The following is a 19,096-nucleotide window of genomic DNA, read 5'->3' as shown; positions in this document are numbered from 1 at the left end:
GTGCGGCCGGTGGTCCGTCAGCCGGCCGTCTTGCGGGTGAGGCTGAAGGCGGCGGCGCCGGAGAGCGCGTAGAAGAGGTAGTCCACGACCTCCAGGTTCTCCTTCAGGCCCCGGTTGATGTCACCGAAATGGTCGGTGAGGACCGTGAGGAAGCCGGGGGCGGAGGGGAGGTCGGCGAAGGCCATCGCGATGCCGAACACCTGGCCGAGGTAGACGCCGAGCAGGCCGAGTACGGCTCCGGCGAACGGCAGCACGGGGTTGCGCCCGCCGAGCTTGCCGAGGGCGAGACCGATGAGCGCGCCGACGCCGACGGCGAGATAGCCGATCTGGACCTCGGCCTCCTTGAGGATCAGCCCGTAGACCAGGGCGCCGACGACCATGAGGACCACGGCCGCGCCGAGCGCGAGCCCCGCGTTCCCGCTCCGGCCGCCGGACGGCGCGGGCGGCGGGGGCGCCGGGAAGCCGCCGGGGGCACCGTCCGGTCCGGGGTACGGACCGGCGTGCGGCCCAGGAGCGGGCGCGGACCCGGGCGCGGGGCCGAAACCTGCCTGCGGCGCGGGCACCGGGCCCTGGGGCTGCCCGCCGTACGGCTGCCCTGCCTGGGCGGCGGTGGGCTGCCCCGACTGCGGGGCTGCGGGCTGCGGGTACTGCTGGGGCTGCTGTGGTCTGTGCTGCTGCCAGGGCTGCTCGCTCATGGGTCCCCCGAGGGTGAGGGCACGCGCCCGGAAGCGGTCGCGTGCGGGTGGCTGATGCCCGGCGCGGTGGCCGGAATGTGCCCCTGAAGCCAACCGGCCGGCGGCCGGACCGGCAAGGCCCTTCCACGGTCCGTGACATGGCTGGTACGCGCCCGCTACCCGGAGGCTACGGTTCCGGCGCGGTGGCGGGGGAGGCGCCCGGCCCCGGGCCCGCCGCGCCCGGGACGCGGCCCGGGCGTTCCGGCGGAGGCGGGCATCATGGCGCCGGGCCGGGGGAAGCGTGCCGGGAGTGGCGGGGCGGATGCGGCGCCGGGCCGGGTGCTGCGGCCGGCCGCCGCGGCGGATCAGAGGCGGTGGGCGGTGCCCGCCGGGCCGGCGCCGCGGGTGTCCAGCAGCAACCGGGCCTTGGCGGTGAGCCCGTGCAGGTCGTAGCCGCGGTGGTGCTGGAGCAGCACCGTCAGGTCGGCCTCGGCCACGGCCTCGTGGAGCAGGTCGGCGCGGGGCACCGGACGTCCGAGGACGCTCCAGCGCGGCACGAACGGGTCGTGGAAGCTGACCCGGGCGCCGAGTTCGAGCAGCCGGGTGGCGATCTCCGGGGCGGGGGAGCCGGTGCGGTCGCCCACATCCGGCTTGTAGGTGACGCCGAGCAGCAGCACCTGCGCGCCCCGGGCGGACTTGCCGTGCTCGTTGAGCAGGACGGCGCAGCGCTGCACCACGTAGCGCGGCATCCGGTCGTTGACCTCCTTGGCCAGCTCGACCAGGCGCAGTGGGTGGCCCAGGCCCCGCCGTCCGCGCCCCGGCAGATGGTTCGGGTCGAGGGGCACGGCGTGGCCGCCGACACCGGGGCCGGGGCGGAACGGCTGGAAACCGAAGGGTTTGGTCTCCGCGCAGCGCAGCACGTCCCAGAGGTCGACGCCGAGGTCGTGGCAGAGGACGGCCATCTCGTTGGCGAGCGCGATGTTGACATGGCGGTAGTTGGTCTCCAGCAGCTTCACCGTCTCCGCCTCGCGGGTGGAGCGGGCGCGCACGACGCGGTCCGTGACGCGCCCGTAGAACGCCGCGGCGGCCTCGGCGCAGGCAGGCGTGAGGCCGCCGACGACCTTGGGGGTGGTGGCGCAGCCGTGGACCCGGTTGCCCGGGTCGAGCCGGTTCGGCGCGTACGCCAGGTGGAAGTCGCGGCCGGCGCGCAGCCCGGAACCCTCCTCCAGCAGCGGGCGGAGGAATTCCTCCGTGGTGCCGGGGTAGGCGGCCGACTCCAGCAGCACAGTGGTCCGGGGCCGCAGCCGGGCGGCCAGCGTGCGCGCCGCCTCCCCGACGGCCGTCAGGTCGAGCGCGGCGTCCTCGCCGAGCGGGGTGGGGGCGCAGATGACGACGGTGCGGGCGCGGCCTAGGCCGTCCGGCTCGGTGGTGGCGTGGAATCCGGCGGAGAGCATCCGCCGCAGCGCCGCGGCGGTGAGGGAGCCGTCCTCGGGCGGCCGGCCGGCGCGGAGCCCGTCCACCCGGCCGGGGTCCGGGTCGTAGCCGAGGGTGGGGACACCCGCCGCGGTGGCGGCCCGGGCGAGCGGCAGACCGAGCGGGCCGAGACCGATGACGGCGAGGTCTGCGGGCATGGCGGGGGGCGGTCCTTCCCGGGCGCGGTGCGGTCGAGCCGTGTAAGGCTGAAGAAGGCGAGTAAGGCGAACTAAGGCTAAGCAGACATATCGCTGATAGTGAGTATTGCCCGGACATGGCGGCCGGGGTGTTGCCGTCACCAGGGCTCACAGGGGTTGCGCGCCCGCCCACCGGTGAGAATCGCAGGGCGGGGAACGCGTGAGCGACCACGACGGGAGGCATCGGTGAGGACGGCGACACTCGGACCGGTCGAGCGCGGTGAGGCGCTCGCCCGGATGGCGGAACGCGAACTGGACATTCTGGTGGTCGGCGGCGGAGTGGTCGGCGCGGGCACCGCGCTGGACGCGGTCACCCGCGGGCTGTCCACCGGGCTGGTGGAGGGCCGCGACTGGGCCTCCGGCACCTCCAGCCGGTCCAGCAAGCTGATCCACGGCGGGCTGCGCTACCTGGAGATGCTCGACTTCGCCCTGGTGCGGGAGGCGCTCAAGGAACGCGGCCTGCTGCTGGAGCGGCTCGCCCCGCACCTGGTCAAGCCGGTGCCGTTCCTCTACCCGCTGAAGCGCAAGGGCTTCGAGCGCTGGTACGCCGGAGCGGGCGTGGCCATGTACGACGCCATGTCGGTCTCCTCCGGCCACGGCCGCGGCCTGCCGGTGCACCGCCACCTCAGCCGCCGCCGCGCCCTGCGGGTTGCCCCCTGCCTGCGGAAGGACGCCCTGGTCGGGGCGCTCCAGTACTACGACGCCCAGGTGGACGACGCACGCTTCGTGACCGCGCTGGTGCGCACCGCCGCCGCGTACGGTGCCGATGTCGCCAACCGCGCCCGCGTCGTGGGCTTCCTCCGCGAGGGGGAGCGCGTCGTCGGCGCCCGGGTGCGGGACGTCGAGGCCGGCGGGGAGTACGAGATCCGCGCCCGCCAGGTCGTCAACGCGACCGGGGTCTGGACGGACGACACGCAGGGGCTGATCGCCGAGCGCGGCCAGTTCAAGGTCCGCGCCTCCAAGGGCATCCACCTGGTGGTGCCCAAGGACCGCATCCACTCCACCACCGGGCTGATCCTGCGCACCGAGAAGTCCGTCCTGTTCGTCATCCCCTGGGGCCGGCACTGGATCGTCGGCACCACGGACACCGACTGGGACCTGGACAAGGCGCACCCGGCGGCCTCCAGCGCGGACATCGACTACCTGCTGGAGCACGTCAACTCGGTGCTCGCGGTGCCGCTCACCCGGGACGACGTGGAGGGCGTCTACGCCGGGCTGCGGCCGCTGCTGGCCGGGGAGTCGGACGCCACCAGCAAGCTCTCCCGGGAGCACACCGTGGCGCACCCGGTGCCGGGCCTGGTGGTCGTCGCGGGCGGCAAGTACACCACCTACCGGGTGATGGCCAAGGACGCGGTGGACGAGGCGGTGCACGGGCTGGACCAGCGCGTCGCGGACTGCGTCACCGAGGATGTCCGCCTCGCCGGCGCCGAGGGCTACCGGGCGATGTGGAACGCCCGCAACCGGCTCGCCGCCCGCACCGGTCTGCACGTGGTCCGCGTGGAGCACCTGCTGAACCGATACGGTGCGCTGGCCGAGGAGGTCTTCGAGCTCGTCGCCGAGCAGCCGTCGCTGGCGGAGCCGCTCGCCCACGCCGAGGACTACCTGCGCGCCGAGATCGTCTACGCGGCCTCCCACGAGGGCGCCCGCCACCTCGACGACGTGCTGACCCGGCGGACCCGCATCTCCATCGAGACCTTCGACCGCGGCGCGGGCAGCGCCCAGGAGTGCGCCGAGCTGATGGCGCCCGTCCTCGGCTGGGACGAGGAGCAGATCGGCCGGGAGGTCGAGCACTACCGGAAGCGGGTGGAGGCCGAGCGCGAGTCGCAGCTCCAGCCCGACGACCAGACGGCGGACGCGGCCCGGCTGGGCGCGCCGGACATCGTGCCGCTGCCCTGAGGCCGGCGGCCCGGCCCGGCCACCCGGCCACCCGGCCACTTCGGTCCGGGGGACGGTCCCGGGCCGGGCGGCGGGCCCGGGGCCCCGGGGGCGCGCGGTGGCCGCCGGGCGGACGGGCGGCGGATCGCGGCGGGACGGAGTGGCCCCGGACCCGGACCGGCCCCCGAGCGGCCCCGGACCGGCCCCGACCGGCCCCTGACCTGGACCAGACCCGGCACGCCCGGCCCCGCCACGCGCGCCTGGGTGAAGCCACGCGCGGTCGGTGACGCGCGTCCGGCGGGCTGCTGACGTGGCACGGCCGGGGGCCGGGGAGGGCCCGGGGCGGTGCCGTCCGGCGGTGGGTGGCCCGTCCGGCGCCCGCCGTCAGCCCCGCCGTCACCCCCGCTGTCAGTCCCGCCGTCACCCCCGCCGTCAGTCCCGGCGGCAGAATTCCGCGGTCAGCAGCCGCCGTTCGGCCGCCGCGTCGCCCACCTCGTCGGTGTTCACCCGGTACCCCAGGACCCGCCCGCCGCCGGCGGTGGCGGTGATCCGGACGTACGAGCCGCTGATGCTGCCGTTGTGGCCCCACACCGTCACCCCGCACGGCAGCCGTTCCGGGAACAGCCCGTAGCCGTAGCGGCCCCGGGTGCCGGAGGTGTCCCGCATCAGCCGCAGTTCGGCGTCCGGCAGCAGCTCCCCGCCGAGCAGGGCGCGGAGGAAGCGGCTGAGGTCGCCGAAGGTGGAGATCATCTCCCCGGCGGCCCCCGCGGTGGAGGGGTTCAGCTCCGTCACGTCCATCGGCCGGTCCGGGGAGCCGCCCGCGGCGGCCGAGTAGCCGCGGCCGTGCGGGCGGGGCAGCCCGCTGCGGGTGCCGGGGAAGGAGGTGCCGGTCAGCCGCAGCGGCCGGATGACGCGCTCCTCGACGGCGCGCGCGTACGGGCGGCCGGTGACCCGCTCCACCACCAGGCCCAGCAGGATGTAGTCGGTGTTGGAGTAGAAGTAGCCGCGGCCCGGCGGGAAGTACGGCCGGTGGCGCAGCGCCGTGCGGACCAGTTCCCGCGGTGAGCGGGTCGCGTAGCGGTGTTCGGGGAAACCGCGGCCGAAGGACTCCTCCGCCAGCCGCGGGTCGCGTACGTAGTCGTAGAGGCCGCTGGTGTGGGTGAGGAGCTGGCGGAGGGTCACCCGCGTCCCGTCGTTGCCGCGCCCGCGGACCAGGCCCGGGAGGTGGCGCTCCACCGGGTCGCTCAGGCGCAGCGCGCCCTCGGCGTGGAGTTGGAGGACCACGGTGGCGACGAACGTCTTGGTGACGCTGCCCGCCCGGAAGCGGTCGGCCCGCCCGATGGGGCGCGTCTCGCGCCGGTCGGCCACGCCCGACGCGGCGAACCACACCCGGCCGCCGTCCCGGGCGTAGGCCGCGGCGCCCGGCGCCCGCGCCGCGTCGGCCAGCCCGGCGACGGCCTCGGCCACCGGGCCGGCGCCGGGGTCCGGGCCGCCGGGCCGTCCGGGGGCCGGTTCTCCGCTCCGGCCCGGGGCCGCCTCCGCCGGTGGCTCGGGGGCCGTCCGTCCGGCGTCCTCCGCCCGGCCCGGGTCCGTGCGGTCCGGGCCCGTGCGGTCCGGGTCCTCCGCGGACCGTTCGGGCCGCGCGTCCGCGCCGTACCGGGCGGTGGGGGCGGCGCAGCCCACCACCGCCGCCACGCACAACAGCACACAGAGCGCGGCGCGCGGCCACGGGCGCCACGGGCGGGGCGCCGCGCCCGGCCGCGCCCACCGCCCGATGCGCCGTGCGGCCCACCGCGCCTCCGGCCACCCCAGGCCCCGCCCCGCGCCCGGCCCGACGCGCGGTGACACCCACCGCATGACGCGGCACCACGGGCTCCACCCCGCACCCGGCCCGGGCCACCGCCGTATCCGCAGCGCGGCGCGCCGTCCCGGCCGTACCCGCCACGCGGCGCGCTGTCCCAGCCGTACCGGCCGCGGGCCGCGCGCCGCCCGTCCCGCGTCGCCGCTCCGCCGCCCGTTCCCTGCCCGCCCCGGCGGGCGCCCTCCGCGAACCGGCACTCGCTCGTCCTCCCGATCCCGCCGCGTGAGGCCCCATGATGGCGCCCGCCTGCGGCGTCGTCAGCCCGGGCCCCCGGCCCGCCGCGTGAGGCCGCATGGGGGAGAATGGGAACTCTGCCGGGGCGGGCCCGCATACGCGCGCATCGCGGGGAGACACGCGGGGAAACCGTCAACTCGGCGCCCACGTTCGGTCGTCGCAGCGCTGAGGGGATACATGCCGAAGTCGGAGGACACACAGGGGACCACGGGGCGCGTCCTCGCCGGGCGCTACCGCCTGGGCGAGGTGCTCGGACGGGGCGGGATGGGCACCGTCTGGCGCGCGGTGGACGAGACGCTGGGCCGCCAGGTCGCCGTCAAGGAACTGCGCTTCCCGTCGTCCGTCGACGACGACGAGAAGCGGCGGCTGATCACGCGGACGCTGCGCGAGGCGAAGGCCATCGCCCGGGTCCGCGCGTCCGGCGGCGTCACCGTCTACGACGTGGTCGACGAGGACGACCGGCCGTGGATCGTCATGGAGCTGATCGAGGGCTCCTCGCTCTCGGAGGTCATACGCGACGAGGGCCGGCTCACCCCGCGCCGCACCGCCGAGGTCGGGCTGGCCGTGCTGGACGTGCTGCGCGCCGCGCACCGCGAGGGCATCCTCCACCGCGACGTGAAGCCGTCCAACGTGCTGATCTCCGAGGACGGCAGCCGGATCGTGCTGACCGACTTCGGTATCGCGCAGGTCGAGGGCGACCCCTCGGTCACCTCCACCGGCATGCTCGTCGGCGCCCCCTCCTACATCTCCCCCGAGCGGGCCCGGGGCCACAAGCCCGGCCCGGCCTCGGACCTGTGGTCCCTGGGCGGGCTGCTCTACGCCTGCGTGGAGGGCGTGCCCCCGTACGACAAGGGCAACGGTCTGGCCACCCTGACGGCCGTGATGACCGAGCCGGTCCCGCACCCGGAGCACGCCGGCCCGCTGACGGAGGTCATCCTCGGGCTGCTGGAGAAGGAACCGGAGCAGCGGCTCGACGAGGCCGGCGCGCGAGCGCTGCTGACGGAGGTGCTCGCCGCCCCGGAGCCGCCCGCGCCCGCCCGGACCCGGGCGATGCCGCTGCCGGCGGATGGCGCCTCCGACGGGGCCGGCGACGGCGCGTCGGACGGTTCCGCGGACGCCGGGAAGGGCTCGGGGAAGGGCTCCGGGAAGAACGCCGGGAAGGGCTCCGGCCGGAAGGCCGGCGCGGCCGGTGGAGCGGCCGCGGCCGGGAGCGGTGATTCCGGGACGGCCGGTGAGCCGGCGGGCCCGAACGGCGCCGCCGGCGCGGGCGCGGGTGACGGCGCGGGGAGCGCGGGCGGGAAGGCCGCCGCCGCGTCCGCACCGGCCGTGGCCTCTCCGTCGGCGGGCGCCGGCCCGGAGGGCGGCGCGGGCTCGCGCGTCCTCACCTCCGTGACGCGGATGCCCAAGCAGGTGCTGGCGGCCGTCGCGGGCGTCGTCGTCCTCGCCGTGCTCGGCCTCGTGCTCGCCCTCAACTTCGGGGGCGACGACTCCGGCGCGGCAGGCGGCGAGAAGAAGCCCTCGGCCGGCGGCGGTGCCGACGAGAACGCGAACGGCTCCGGGAAGGGTGAGAAGGAAGAGGACGGCACCGGCGGGAAGTCCCCCGAGCCCACCGCGGACCCCACCGGCGACCGGGGTGGCGAGGACGACGACTCCTCGGGCAAGGGCAGCGGGGACGACGGGGACTCCGGCGGCGAGGACGAGGACTCCTCCGGCAAGGGCAGTGGCGACGGAATCCCCGCGGGCTACCGCACCGTGAAGAGTGACGGGTTCCGCTTCTCGATGGCCATGCCCGAGGGCTGGAAGCAGACGGGCACGGCCGGGGCCAACTCCGGCGGGATATACAGCGAGTCCGGCGGAGTGCCCCGGATACAGGTCGACTTCAGCTCCTCGCCGAAGGACGACGCCGCCGCCACCTGGCGCGCCCAGGAGCAGGCCTCGCGCGGCTCGTTCCCGGGCTACGAGTCCCGGGGGATCAAGAGCGTCGACTACCGCGACTATCCGACCGCCGCCGACTGGGAGTTCGAGTACACCCGCTCCGGCGAGCGGGTGCGGGTGGTCAACCGCGGCTTCAAGGTGGACGACCGGCGCGCGTACTCCATCATGGTCTACTGCCCGGCGAAGGACTGGGACGGCAAGGAGTGCTCGACGCTCCGCGAGACCGCGTACGCGACCTTCCGGCCGGCCGGCTGATCCGGGGCCTGCGGGGGCCGGGCGGCTGCCGGGCGAAACGTTCGGTCACGGCGCCGTCCGGTCGCGGCGCTCCGGCCCGGTGCGCCGGGTGACGTGACCCCGTGCCGGCCGCCTCGTCCGCCACGTCGGCCGGGCCCCCCGCACTCCGGCCCGAGGGGGCCCGGCCGACGGCGCGCCCGGCAGCGCGCACGGCGTCCGCCGCCCGACGGGTGAACGGCGCCCGCCGCCCGCGGGCACCCCGGCCGATCAACCCCGGTCCGCCGGCACCCCGTCGGCGGACCGCCCGCTGACGGGCTCCGCCCGCCGGCTTCCGCCCCCTCTCCCGGCCGCGTGCGCCGTCGCGGGGAGGGCGCACGGCAGGCGCACGCCGGGAGAGTGTGCCCGCCCCCGGGCCCGGGTCGTGTCCCCGGATGCCCCCGGATGCCCCCGCCGTGACCCGCACCGGTAACGGTTCCGCCGTCAACTCTCCACCGCCCCGCCGGGGCACGTATCGTGAGACGGTGCGGACGCTGCGCAGCCGCACACCGGGGTGGGTAGGCGAACTGGCGGGCAGGAGCTCACTGTTCGGGCGAGGGCGTTCCGGGAGGACACGGAGCGCGTGCGTGGGGAGGCGTCGTGGAGGACTACGCGGGACGGGTGCTGGCCGACCGCTACCGCCTGCCCTCGTCCCCCGGAGACGCGTCCGACATCGTGCGGACCCGCGCCTTCGACACCTACAGCGGCCAGGAAGTGCTGATCCGCCACATACCGCTGCCGGAGACCGTCGAGGCCGAGGTGGTCGGCGAGGACGGCCGGTACGGGCCCGGGGCGCGGGGCGGGGGTGAGCGGGCCGCGGCCGATCCGGCGGTCCGGCGCGCTCTCGCGGCGGCGCGGGCCGCCGCCGCGGTGCCCGACCACCCGCGCTACGACCAGGTGTTCGACGTCTTCGCGGAGGACGGCGGGCTGTGGATCGTCAGCGAACTCGTCCGCGGCCGGCCGCTGGCCGCGCTGCTCGCCGAGGACACGCTCTCCCCGCACCGCGCGGCGGAGGTTGCGGCCGACGTCCTCACCGCGCTCTGCGCGCTGCACGCCCAGGGCTGGACCCACCGCAACGTCACCGCCCGCACGGTCGTGCTCTGCGAGGACGGCCGCGCGATGCTCACCGGCCTCGCCGCCGGGGCGGCGGAGGAGGCGCTCTGCGGCTACGACCCGACACCGCCCCCGGCGGACGGCCCCCCGGGACCGGGTGGCCCCGGGAGGCCCGGCAGTGGCCCCGGCACCCCGGGCGGACCGGGCGGTTCCGGCGGACGGATCGGCGGGGGCGGCCCCGGGGGCGGACCGGCCGCGCCTCCGCGCGGGCCGCAGGGCCCCGGGGGTGACGGCGGATATGCGTACCGGCCCGGCGGCGCCGGAGCGGCGGGGCCCCGGGGAGGCCCGGGCGGCCACCCCGGGCAGGGACCGGGCGGAACGGCACGGCCGGGCCTGGCTGCCGGTGGCCGGGGGCCCGCGTACGCCTCCGGCGCCCCCGTCCTGCCGGGCGGGAGCGGCGCTCCGGGGGAGCCCGGTGCCCCCGGCCCGTCCGGGGCCGCCGCCGGGAGCGACCCGGACCCGCACCGCGCGTTCCGCCGCCCGCCCGGGCAGCCCGGCCCGGGGGAGCGGCCCGCCGCCCCGGAGGGCGTCCTCGCCGCGTACGGCACGCGCCCGCCCGGCGACGCGCCAGGGCTCGCGGGACACGCTCCCGGCCCGGACGGCGGTGCCCCGCCGTCCGGCGGTGCCGGTGCCGCGGGTGTGTCCGCGCCCGGTGGGGCGCCGGAGCCGGGCCCGGGCGGCATGCCCGGTACCACCGCCGGTACGGGACCCGGCACGACCGGCGACGGGCCCGGCGCGGGTGCCGAGGCCGGGGGACCCGACGACCGGCAGCCGCGCTCCCGCGCCATCGCGGCCTACTCGGCCGGTGCCCGGGCCGCCACCCGCGCCCAGGTCCGGCCGCTGTCCGCACGGCCGGCCCGGCTTCCCGCCCTGCCGGCGCCCGGAGGCCCCGCCCCGGCGCTGCCCGAGGCGCCCGGCGGCGGCGCCCGCGTGCTGCCCCGCTCCCACGGCAACGGCGACGGAGACGGCGGCGAGCACCACGGCGAGCACCACGGCGAGCACCACGGCGAGCACCACGGCGAGCACCACGGCGAGCACCGCGACGGCGGCGGTGACGGAGACGGCGGCGGAGGCCGCACCGGCGACGGGGGTCCGGCGGCGCCCGGTTCCGCCGCCCCGGGCCCGGCCCTCCCCCGCTCCGGGGGCCCCGGCCCGGGTCCCGCCGTTCCCGGTGGCCCGTCCCCCGCGCCCTCGTCCCCGGGTCCGGCCCGTCCCGGTTCCCCCGGTGGCCCGCTCGGCCCCGCCGTGCCCGCCCCGGCCGGGGCGGGTTCCGTGCCGCCGGCGCGCGGCGGACCGCCCCACGCGCCCGTGCCCGCGGAGGCCGGCTGGCACGGTTCCACCGGCCGGCCGGGCCGCCCGGGCCTGCCGCCCGCCTCACCGCGCGGCGAACGGCGCCCCGCCGACCGCCACGGCGCCCCCGGTCATCTCCCCGAGGGACGGCGCCCGGAGGGGGCGCGTCCGGACCAGCGGTCCGCCGGCTCGGACCAGGCCCCGCCGCCCCCCGGCTCCGCCGACCGCGCCCCGCTGCCCGCCGCCCGTCGTCCCGGCGACCGCGCCCTGCCGCCGGGACCGGACCGCACGGACCGGCGTGAGGACCGCCCCGGCGGTCCCGGTGCCCCCGCGCCCCGGGGCGGGCCCGGTTCCGCCCCGGACCCCGGCCGTCCGCGCGGCGCCACCGCGCCCGCCGGGCACTCCGGTACGGCGGCGCCCCCGCAGGGACCCTCTCCGGGCCCGTTCGCGCGGGACCCGCACCCCGGCGCGGCGGTACCACCGCAGGGGCCGCACCACACCGGCCCGGCCCCGTACGGGCCGGCCGGGGCGCGTCCCGGCCCGCCGGACACCCACCGCCCCGCCGCCGGGCCCCCGTCCGGCGGCTGGGACGCGCCCCTGGGCGGCGCCGTGCCCTCCGGGGGGCAGCGGGGCCCGGCGACGCCGCTGGCCGCCGAGCGGGCCCGGCAGGCGCGGATGGTCGTCGTCGGCGCGGTCACCGAGCGCTGGGCGCCGGAGCAGGCCATGCCCGTCCACGGCACCTGGCAGCTCGCGCCGCCCGTCGGGCCGGCCACCGACCTCTGGGCCGTCGGCGCGCTGCTCTTCCGCGCCGTGCAGGGGCACGCCCCCTACCCGGAGGAGAGCGCCGCCGAGCTGGTACAGCTCGTCTGTTCCGAGGCGCCCGCCTTCGCGGAGGAGTGCGGCGCGCTGCGCCCCGTCGTCGAGTCGCTGCTGCGCCAGGACCCGACCGAGCGGCCCGACGCCGAGGAACTGCGCGGCTGGCTGCGGTCGTTGATCCGTACCGCGCCGGAGCCGGAGCTGGGTGCGTCCACGGTCACGCTGCCGTCGCTCGGCGTCGTCGCCGACGCCGCCCCCGGGCGGCTGCCGGTGGTGCGCCGCCGGGGTGAGCTGGTGCGCAGGCGGCGGGGCGGCCGGGACGTGGTGCACGGCCGGCACAAGCGGGCCAAGGAACCCCGGCGGCGCCCGCGGCGGCTGGGCGTGGTGCTGCTGGTGGTGATCCTGCTCGCGATGGCCGGGGCCATCGCCTACGCGGCGCTGTTCCTGGAGCGCGACGGGGGGAGCGCGGACGGCGGCCCGGGCCGCGCCGGTTCCGCCGGCGTGCCGAGCGCCCCCTCCGGCCCGACCCCCGACGGACAAGGGGAGGAGTCCGGCGGGGACGGCGCGGAGAAGGACGGCGGGAAGGGCGACCAGGGCCGGCAGGACGACAAGGACGGCGACAAGGATCAGCAGGAGGACCCCGCGGAGCGGGACGCGCCCGGCGGCTCCGGAGCACTCGCCAAGGGCTTCGAACTCCGCACCGACCCCGAGGGGTTCACCATCGCCGTGCACCGTGGCTGGGAGCGGCGCGGCGTCAACTCGCTGGGCCAGGTCCGCTACGGCAAAGGCGACTTCGAGCTGACCGTGGTCCCGGGCCGGGACTCCACCGCGGAGTTCGGCAGCGACCCGATGGCCTACCAGCAGGACGCCGAGCGGGAACTGGCGCCGTTCCGCGAGTCCGCCTGGTCCTCCGCCTCCGGGCTGCGGCGGATAGACGTCGGGCAGACCTCGATGGCGGAGGGCACCTTCAACTGGACGGACAGCTCCGACCGTCGTGTTCACACCCGCAACTTGGTGATGATCCTCGACGGCCGTTACCACGTCGTGCTCGTCTCCGGTCCGGACGCCGACCGGCAGGAGGTGGCCCACTTCTTCGAGCAGGCGACGGCCACCTACCGGACCGGCGGCTGAGTCCGCCGCCCTTCCGCGCACCGGCGTGAGACCCGCGGCGAGTGACGCCGCAGACTGGCCGAAAGACGTTCCCGGCCGGGAAGTTTAAACGGAACGGGAGGCTCTGCCCCCTCCGTTCGGCGGATGAACTGGGGCACCATGGCGGCATGGGGAGCTTCGGGGCTCAGAGCCCGCGCATCGCCGGCCGGTACCGGCTGGAGTCCCGGATCGGCCGGGGCGGCATGGGCACGGTGTGGCGCGCCACCGACGAACTGCTCATGCGGCAGGTCGCCGTCAAGGAGATCCACGTCGGCGAGGGGCTCCCGGAGAGCGACGCGCGCTCGCAGCGGGAGCGGACCCTCCGCGAGGCCCGTTCCGTCGCGCAACTCCGCCACCCGGGCGTGGTCGTCGTCCACGACGTGGTGGAGGAGGACGAACGGCCGTGGATCGTCATGGAGCTGATCATCGGCCGGTCGCTGGCGGACCGGCTCGCCGCCGAGGGCCCCGTGGAACCGCGCGAGGCCGCGCGGATCGGGCTGGCGCTGCTCGGCGCGTTGCGCGAGGCCCACCGGCACGGGGTGCTCCACCGCGACCTCAAGCCTGCCAACGTCCTGCTGGAGGACGCCGGCGGGCGGGTGGTGCTCACGGACTTCGGCGTGGCCCGGATGGACGGCGGCACGACGATCACCGAGAGCGGCACCTTCGTCGGCTCCCCCGAGTACACCGCGCCGGAGCGGATGACGGGCACCGGCGCCGGGCCGGAGTCCGACCTGTGGTCGCTGGGTGTGCTGCTCTGCGCCGCGCTCAGCGGCGGCCACACCCCGTTCCACCAGGACTCCCTCGGCGGGGTACTGCACGCCGTGATCGCCGGTGAGATCCGGCCGCCGCAGGCCGCCCGGCCGCTCCTCCCCGCCGTCCTCGGGCTGCTGGAGCGCGATCCGCGGTACCGGATGGACGCGGCCGGGGCCGAGGAACTGCTGACGGAGTACCTGCGCACCGGCCGGATGCCCGCGGCGGCGCGCCGCGCGCCGGGCCCCGGGCCGTGGGGGGCGGGGCGCCCCGCCCCCCGGGCCGGCCGGATGTGGCCCGGCCGCCCCGCCCCGGGACGGGCCGGGGCGCGACGCGCGGCAGCGGGCGGCGGGCTCCCGGGCCCGTCCGGGCCGGCCGGACCGGCGGGACCGCCGGCGCAGGCCGGGCCGTCCGGGCCGTCCGGGTCATCTGCCTCGTCTGCCTCGTCTGCGTCGTCTGCGTCGTCTGCGTCGGCCGGGTCGTCCGGCCCTGCTGCGTCGCCCGGTCCCTCCGGGGCGGCCGGGCCGGACGCTTCGCCGTCCTCGGTCCCGTCACCGCCCGCGTCCGGATCGCCGTCCCCGGGGCCGCCGGGAGCCGGGCCCGTGGGCGCGGGGCGCCCGGGGGAGGGTGTGGAGTCCTCCCCGTTCTACGGCGGTCCGTGGCTGCCCCCGCGCGGCGCCCGCCACCGGGGCCGGACGGCGCTGGCCGCGGCGCTGATGGTGGCGGCGGCCGGCGGTACGGGCGTGGCCGCCGTGGCGCTGCTGGTCAACGGCGACGCCTCGCTGGACGACCGGCCCACGGCCACCTCGCGGCCCGACGAGAGCCCGGACGGCGGCACCGGGGGGCCTGACCGGGAGGGCGGGGACGGTGGCGACGGCGAGGGCGGTGACGGCGGGCGGCGCTCGTCCCCCGGCACCACGGCCACCACCTCGTACCCGGCGACCCCGGGGCCGTCGTGGCGTCCGCTCCCGCCCGGCCCCGGCGGCTCGTCCTCCTCCGGTTCGCCCTCGCCGGCACGGAGCCCGTCCCCGCCGGAATCCGCCTCCGCGACGGTCTCCGTGCCGTCGTCGGGGAACCGGGCGGCAGGGGCGGCCGGGGCCGCACCGGAGGGCGGCGCGTGGATCGGCCCCCGGCCCGGCGCCCCGCCCGGCGCCCCGGATCCGGCCGCCGGCGCGGCCCGTCCGGCCACCCGCGCGGCCCGTCCGGCCGCCCCCGCGGCGTCCACCGGCGAGACCGGCGCCGTACGCGCGGCGCCCGCCCCCGCAGTCCGGGCGGCCCCTGCCGCGTACACCGCCCCGGCCGCCCCGGCCGGCCGTGCCGCCGCGGGCCCCGGCGACCCGCCGGAACGGCTGCGGGCGGACGGGGAGACCGCCGCCGGGCGCGAGCGCGAACACCCGCGGGCGCCCTGGTAGACCCGGGTCCAGCCGGGTGGACCCGGCCCCGCCCCGCCCACCGCCTCCGGGCCGTGCCCGCCCGTCGCCCCGGGACGGCCGGCGAATGTCACGGTGTTGCACCGGCCCCTCGCACCCGGCTGGAAATCGACGGAGGGGCACGGGTCATGATGGCCTCATGACGAAGCACGGGGGACGGGCCGACGAGCCCACCAGCTATCTGATCCGGCCGCCGGACGCACCCGCCACCGGCCACGCGCCACCCGCCCCGGACGGCCGCGACGGCGCCGCCCGGCCTGGCGGAGAAGGTGCCGGCGCGGAGAGCGGCGCGGCCCGGCACCCCGTGACCGCCGACGGGACGCCGACCGGCCGCGGGGTGGCGCCGGACGGCTTCGGCCCGCTCACCGGCGGTGCCCCCGGTGGCGGTGCGGGGGAAGCCGCCGGAGGGCCGTCCGGGCCCGCCCTCGCCCCGGGGTTCGCCTCAGCCCCGGCCCACGCTTCACCCCCCGCGCCCCCGTCCGGGGAGGTGCCCGGGGAGGCGCCCGGGCCGGGCCGGGTGGTCGGCGGCCGTTACCGCCTCCTGTCCCGTCTCGGCCACGGCGGCATGGGCACCGTCTGGAAGGCCCGGGACGAGGTCGTGGAGCGCGAGGTGGCCGTCAAGGAGCCGCGCGTCCCGGACCAGTTGAGCCAGGCGGAGACGGAGACCGTGTACCGGCGGATGCGGCGCGAGGCGCGCGCCGCCGCCGCGATCGACCACCCCTCCGTGGTGACCGTGCACGACGTGGTCGTCGAGGAGGGCCGCCCGTGGATCGTCATGGAGCTGGTCCGCGGCCAGTCCCTCGGCGACCGGCTCGCGGAGGGCACCCTCGACCCCCGCGAGGCCGCCCGGATCGGCCTCGACGTCCTCGGCGCCCTGACGGCCGCGCACGAGGCGGGTGTGCTGCACCGGGACGTCAAACCGGACAACGTCCTGCTCGGCCGGTACGACCGGGTGGTGCTCACCGACTTCGGCATCGCGCAGGTGGAGGGCGAGCAACGGCTCACCGAGACGGGCGCGTTCGTCGGCTCCCCCGAGTTCATCGCGCCCGAGCGGGTGCTCGGCCGGCTCCCGGGGCCGGAGTCCGACCTGTGGTCGCTGGGCGTGCTGCTGTACGCGGCGGTCGAGGGCATGTCGCCGTACCGGCGCTCCAACACGCCCGCCACCCTGCAAGCCGTGCTCTCCGCCGAACCGGCCCCGCCCGCCCGGGGCGCCGGGGCGCTCGGCGGCCTCGTGATGCAGCTGCTGCGCAAGGACCCGGCGGGGCGCCCCACGCCAGCCGAGATCCGGACGGTCCTGATGGACGTGGCCCGGCCGCCGCGCCCGGCGCCCGCGCCCGCCGCGCCGGCGGGACCGGTCCCGAGCGGCCCGGCCGCCGCCCTCCGCGGCCGCAAGGGGCGGCTCGGCCTGGTGGGCGGGGTGCTGGCCGCCACGCTGGTCACGGTGTTGCTGGTGAACCCGTTCGGCGGGGACGACGGCCCGCCGGAGGGCTGGAAGCTCCGGGAGGAGGGCGAGATCGTCAAGGCCTCCCTGATCCTGCCCGGCGACTACCGGCGCACCGAGGCCGAGGAGGGCTACGTCACCTTCGCCGATCCCAGCGGCGTCTACCGGGTGGAGCTGTGGCGGGACGAGGACCCGGCCCCCGGTGAGCGCACGATCGGGCCGCCGGACCCGCCCAACCCGGAGACGGCGGCGGAGGCGGCCGAGGAGCTGGTCGCGTACTACGAGGACGGGGGCGAGAACTCCGTGGAGGAGGCGCGCAGCACCACGCGCGAGGCGCTCCAGCAGGGCCGGGAGGCCGCCCAGGTGTTCACCACCTACCGCGCCTACGCCGCCGGGGACGACGACGTCACCCGCCACTACCGCGAGCATCTGTACGTCAGCGAGGAGCGGGTCCGCTGGCGGCTGCGCGTCTCGATGCCCGCCGAGGGGCACGCCCGCCCGGAGGGGGAGGCGCTGTTCCGGGAGGTCGTGCGGCACCTGCGGATACAGCAGCTCTGAGGGCGGGGCCGCCGGGTTTCCGGTGGCCGTCCGCCGGGATCCCCGAGGAACACAGCACCCTCACCGTCCCTCCTTGAGAACCACCTGACCAGCGGCCTTGTGCCAGTGAACGGTGGCATCGTCACGCCGCCGGGTCCGGGATGCGTGAAATCGGTGTTACCGCCGGGTACACAAACGGGTCGACTGGTCTTACCCTCGGCGCATGACGGAGACGCAGGCGACCTCGCAGCACAGCGCAGCGCCCCACCCCGCCGAGGACGCCCCGGCCCCCGGAACGCCCACCGCGACCCCCGCCGCGGACGCGTCCGCGCCGGCCGCACCGGCGGGCCCGGCCGGGCCCGCGGCCCCGGACGGATCCCCGGACGCGGCATCGTCCGGAGCCACGGACGCGGCCCCGGACGGCGGCAACCCGGTCCTCACCGCGCCCCCGGGCGCGCGGACCCCGGCCGACGTGGTCACCCCGGAGCTGGTCGCCCGGCTCACCGAGGGCGTCGCCGGCTCCGGCCGCACCGCGAGCCACACCCCGTTCACCGGCGAGCGGCTGGCCGAACTCCCCGAGACCACGCCGCTGGAGGTGGCCACCGCCTTCGAGCGGGCCCGGGACGCCCAGCGCGCCTGGGCCCGGGTCCCGGTACGCGCCCGGGCCGCCGTGCTGCTCCGCTTCCACGACCTGCTGCTCGCCCGCCAGGACGAGGTGCTGGACCTGATCCAGCTGGAGACCGGCAAGACCCGCCTCCACGCCCACGAGGAGGTGCAGGTCGTCGCCATGGCGGCGCGCCACTACGGCCGCCGCGCCGGGGCCTACCTCAAGCCGCGGCGGCACACCGGCGCCCTCCCGGTGCTCACCCGGGTCGAGGAGCGGCGCCACCCGCGCGGGGTCGTCGGCCAGATCGCGCCGTGGAACTACCCGCTGGAGCTCTCCGCCGGCGACGCGCTGCCCGCCTTCGCGGCCGGCAACGCCGTGGTGATGAAGCCCGACACCGAGACGGCGCTCACCGCGCTGTGGACCCGGCGGCTGCTGATCGAGGCGGGGCTGCCGGAGGGGGTCTGGCAGGTGGTCATCGGGGACGGGCCGGTCGTCGGGCCGGCCGTCGTCCAGGAGGCCGACTACGTCTCCTTCACCGGCTCCACCCGCACCGGCCGCCTCGTCGCCCAGGGTGCCGCCACCCGCCTCATCGGCTGCTCCCTCGAACTGGGCGGCAAGAACGCCATGCTGGTGCTGGACGACGCCGACCTGGACAAGGCCGCCGAGGGCGCCGTCCGTGCCTGCTTCTCCTCCAGCGGCCAGCTCTGCATCTCCGTCGAACGGCTGCTGGTCCACGAGTCCGTGGCCGAGGACTTCCTGGCCCGCTTCGCCGCCCGCACCCGGGCCATGAGGCTCGGCGCCGTCCTCGGCTACGGCGCCGACATGGGCTCCCTCTCCTCCGCCCGCCAGCTGGAGGCCGTCCGCCGGCACGTCGAGGACGCGGTGGCGCGGGGCGCCGAGGTGATCGCCGGGGGCCGGGCCCGCCCGGACATCGGCCCCTGGTTCCACGAGCCGACCATCCTCGACGGGGTGGACGGCACCATGGCCGTCTGTGCCGAGGAGACCTTCGGGCCGGTCGTCTCGGTGTACCGCTTCCGCGACGACGACGAGGCCGTCGAGCGGGCCAACGCCACGCCGTACGGGCTGAACTCCAGCGTCTGGACGCGGAACGGACGCCGCGGCCGGGCCCTGGCCGGGCGGCTGCGCACCGGCACGGCCAACGTCAACGAGGCGTACGCCGCCGGGTACGGCAGCGTGCAGGCGCCGATGGGCGGCATGGGCGACTCCGGTCTCGGCCGCCGGCACGGCGCCGAGGGCATCCTCAAGTACACCGAGCCGCAGACCGTGGCGCAGCAGCGGCTGCTGCCGCTCGCCCCGTCCCTCGGCCTCAGCGACGAGAAGTACGCCTCCGTCCTCTCCCTGGGCCTGCGCGCCATGAAGGCGCTCCGGCTCCGCTGACCTCTCGATCGGGGCCGGTCGCGCGGACGCCCCGCCTCCCGCGCCC

General features: G+C 77.9%; 9 protein-coding genes. 6 read left to right on the top strand and 3 right to left on the bottom strand.

Going from position 1 to position 19,096, the window contains the following annotated elements; all coding sequences use genetic code 11:
• Nucleotides 1–17: 17 nt before the first annotated feature.
• Both HCK00_RS09375 and HCK00_RS09370 read right to left on the bottom strand, forming a co-directional pair.
• Nucleotides 18–695, bottom strand: a complete 678-nt coding sequence (locus tag HCK00_RS09375) for a hypothetical protein (RefSeq protein WP_168101322.1) — start codon at nt 693–695, stop codon at nt 18–20.
• 344 nt (nt 696–1,039) lie between these two features.
• Nucleotides 1,040–2,305, bottom strand: coding sequence for a nucleotide sugar dehydrogenase (locus HCK00_RS09370; protein WP_168101321.1), 1,266 nt, complete (start codon nt 2,303–2,305; stop codon nt 1,040–1,042).
• Nucleotides 2,306–2,530: 225 nt separating this feature from the next.
• Between HCK00_RS09370 and HCK00_RS09365 the strand changes: the two genes are divergently transcribed.
• Nucleotides 2,531–4,240, top strand: coding sequence for a glycerol-3-phosphate dehydrogenase/oxidase (locus HCK00_RS09365; protein WP_168101320.1), 1,710 nt, complete (start codon nt 2,531–2,533; stop codon nt 4,238–4,240).
• A gap of 411 nt (nt 4,241–4,651) precedes the next feature.
• Here HCK00_RS09365 and HCK00_RS09360 read toward each other — a convergent pair whose 3' ends face one another.
• The gene (locus HCK00_RS09360; protein ID WP_311765226.1) at nt 4,652–5,914 is read right to left on the bottom strand and encodes a serine hydrolase domain-containing protein; all 1,263 of its coding nucleotides are present in this window, start codon (nt 5,912–5,914) and stop codon (nt 4,652–4,654) included.
• Between the two features lie 577 nt (nt 5,915–6,491).
• Here HCK00_RS09360 and HCK00_RS09355 point away from each other — a divergent pair.
• The 5 genes from HCK00_RS09355 to HCK00_RS09335 all read left to right on the top strand — a co-directional run bounded on the left by HCK00_RS09355 (nt 6,492) and on the right by HCK00_RS09335 (nt 19,050).
• Nucleotides 6,492–8,504 carry a serine/threonine-protein kinase gene (locus tag HCK00_RS09355; protein WP_206320084.1) on the top strand — a complete coding sequence of 671 codons (2,013 nt, stop codon included), beginning with the start codon at nt 6,492–6,494 and terminating at the stop codon, nt 8,502–8,504.
• A 615-nt stretch (nt 8,505–9,119) separates the two neighbouring features.
• A complete protein-coding gene (locus HCK00_RS09350) occupies nt 9,120–12,869 on the top strand; it encodes a serine/threonine kinase C-terminal domain-containing protein (RefSeq protein WP_168101317.1) in 3,750 nt (1,249 codons plus the stop codon).
• Between the two features lie 146 nt (nt 12,870–13,015).
• Entirely contained in the window at nt 13,016–15,049 is a 2,034-nt protein-coding gene (locus HCK00_RS09345; protein ID WP_240965388.1) for a serine/threonine-protein kinase, read from the top strand.
• A 157-nt stretch (nt 15,050–15,206) separates the two neighbouring features.
• The gene (locus HCK00_RS09340) at nt 15,207–17,066 is read left to right on the top strand and encodes a serine/threonine-protein kinase (RefSeq protein WP_168101316.1); all 1,860 of its coding nucleotides are present in this window, start codon (nt 15,207–15,209) and stop codon (nt 17,064–17,066) included.
• 202 nt (nt 17,067–17,268) lie between these two features.
• Entirely contained in the window at nt 17,269–19,050 is a 1,782-nt protein-coding gene (locus HCK00_RS09335) for a succinic semialdehyde dehydrogenase (RefSeq protein ID WP_168101315.1), read from the top strand.
• Nucleotides 19,051–19,096 lie beyond the last annotated feature (46 nt).

This window comes from Streptomyces zingiberis, from assembly GCF_012034935.1.
Taxonomy (GTDB): Bacteria; Actinomycetota; Actinomycetes; order Streptomycetales; family Streptomycetaceae; genus Streptomyces; species Streptomyces zingiberis.
This window is presented reverse-complemented; position numbering and strand designations above follow the sequence as displayed.

What these genes read in the sequence shown, in the direction of transcription:
- HCK00_RS09375 (WP_168101322.1), bottom strand. Translation starts at nt 695, where the DNA reads ATGAGCGAGCAGCCCTGGCAGCAGCACAGACCACAGCAGCCCCAGCAG.
- HCK00_RS09370 (WP_168101321.1), bottom strand. Translation starts at nt 2,305, where the DNA reads ATGCCCGCAGACCTCGCCGTCATCGGTCTCGGCCCGCTCGGTCTGCCG.
- HCK00_RS09355 (WP_206320084.1), top strand. Translation starts at nt 6,492, where the DNA reads ATGCCGAAGTCGGAGGACACACAGGGGACCACGGGGCGCGTCCTCGCC.
- HCK00_RS09345 (WP_240965388.1), top strand. Translation starts at nt 13,016, where the DNA reads ATGGGGAGCTTCGGGGCTCAGAGCCCGCGCATCGCCGGCCGGTACCGG.
- HCK00_RS09340 (WP_168101316.1), top strand. Translation starts at nt 15,207, where the DNA reads ATGACGAAGCACGGGGGACGGGCCGACGAGCCCACCAGCTATCTGATC.
- HCK00_RS09335 (WP_168101315.1), top strand. Translation starts at nt 17,269, where the DNA reads ATGACGGAGACGCAGGCGACCTCGCAGCACAGCGCAGCGCCCCACCCC.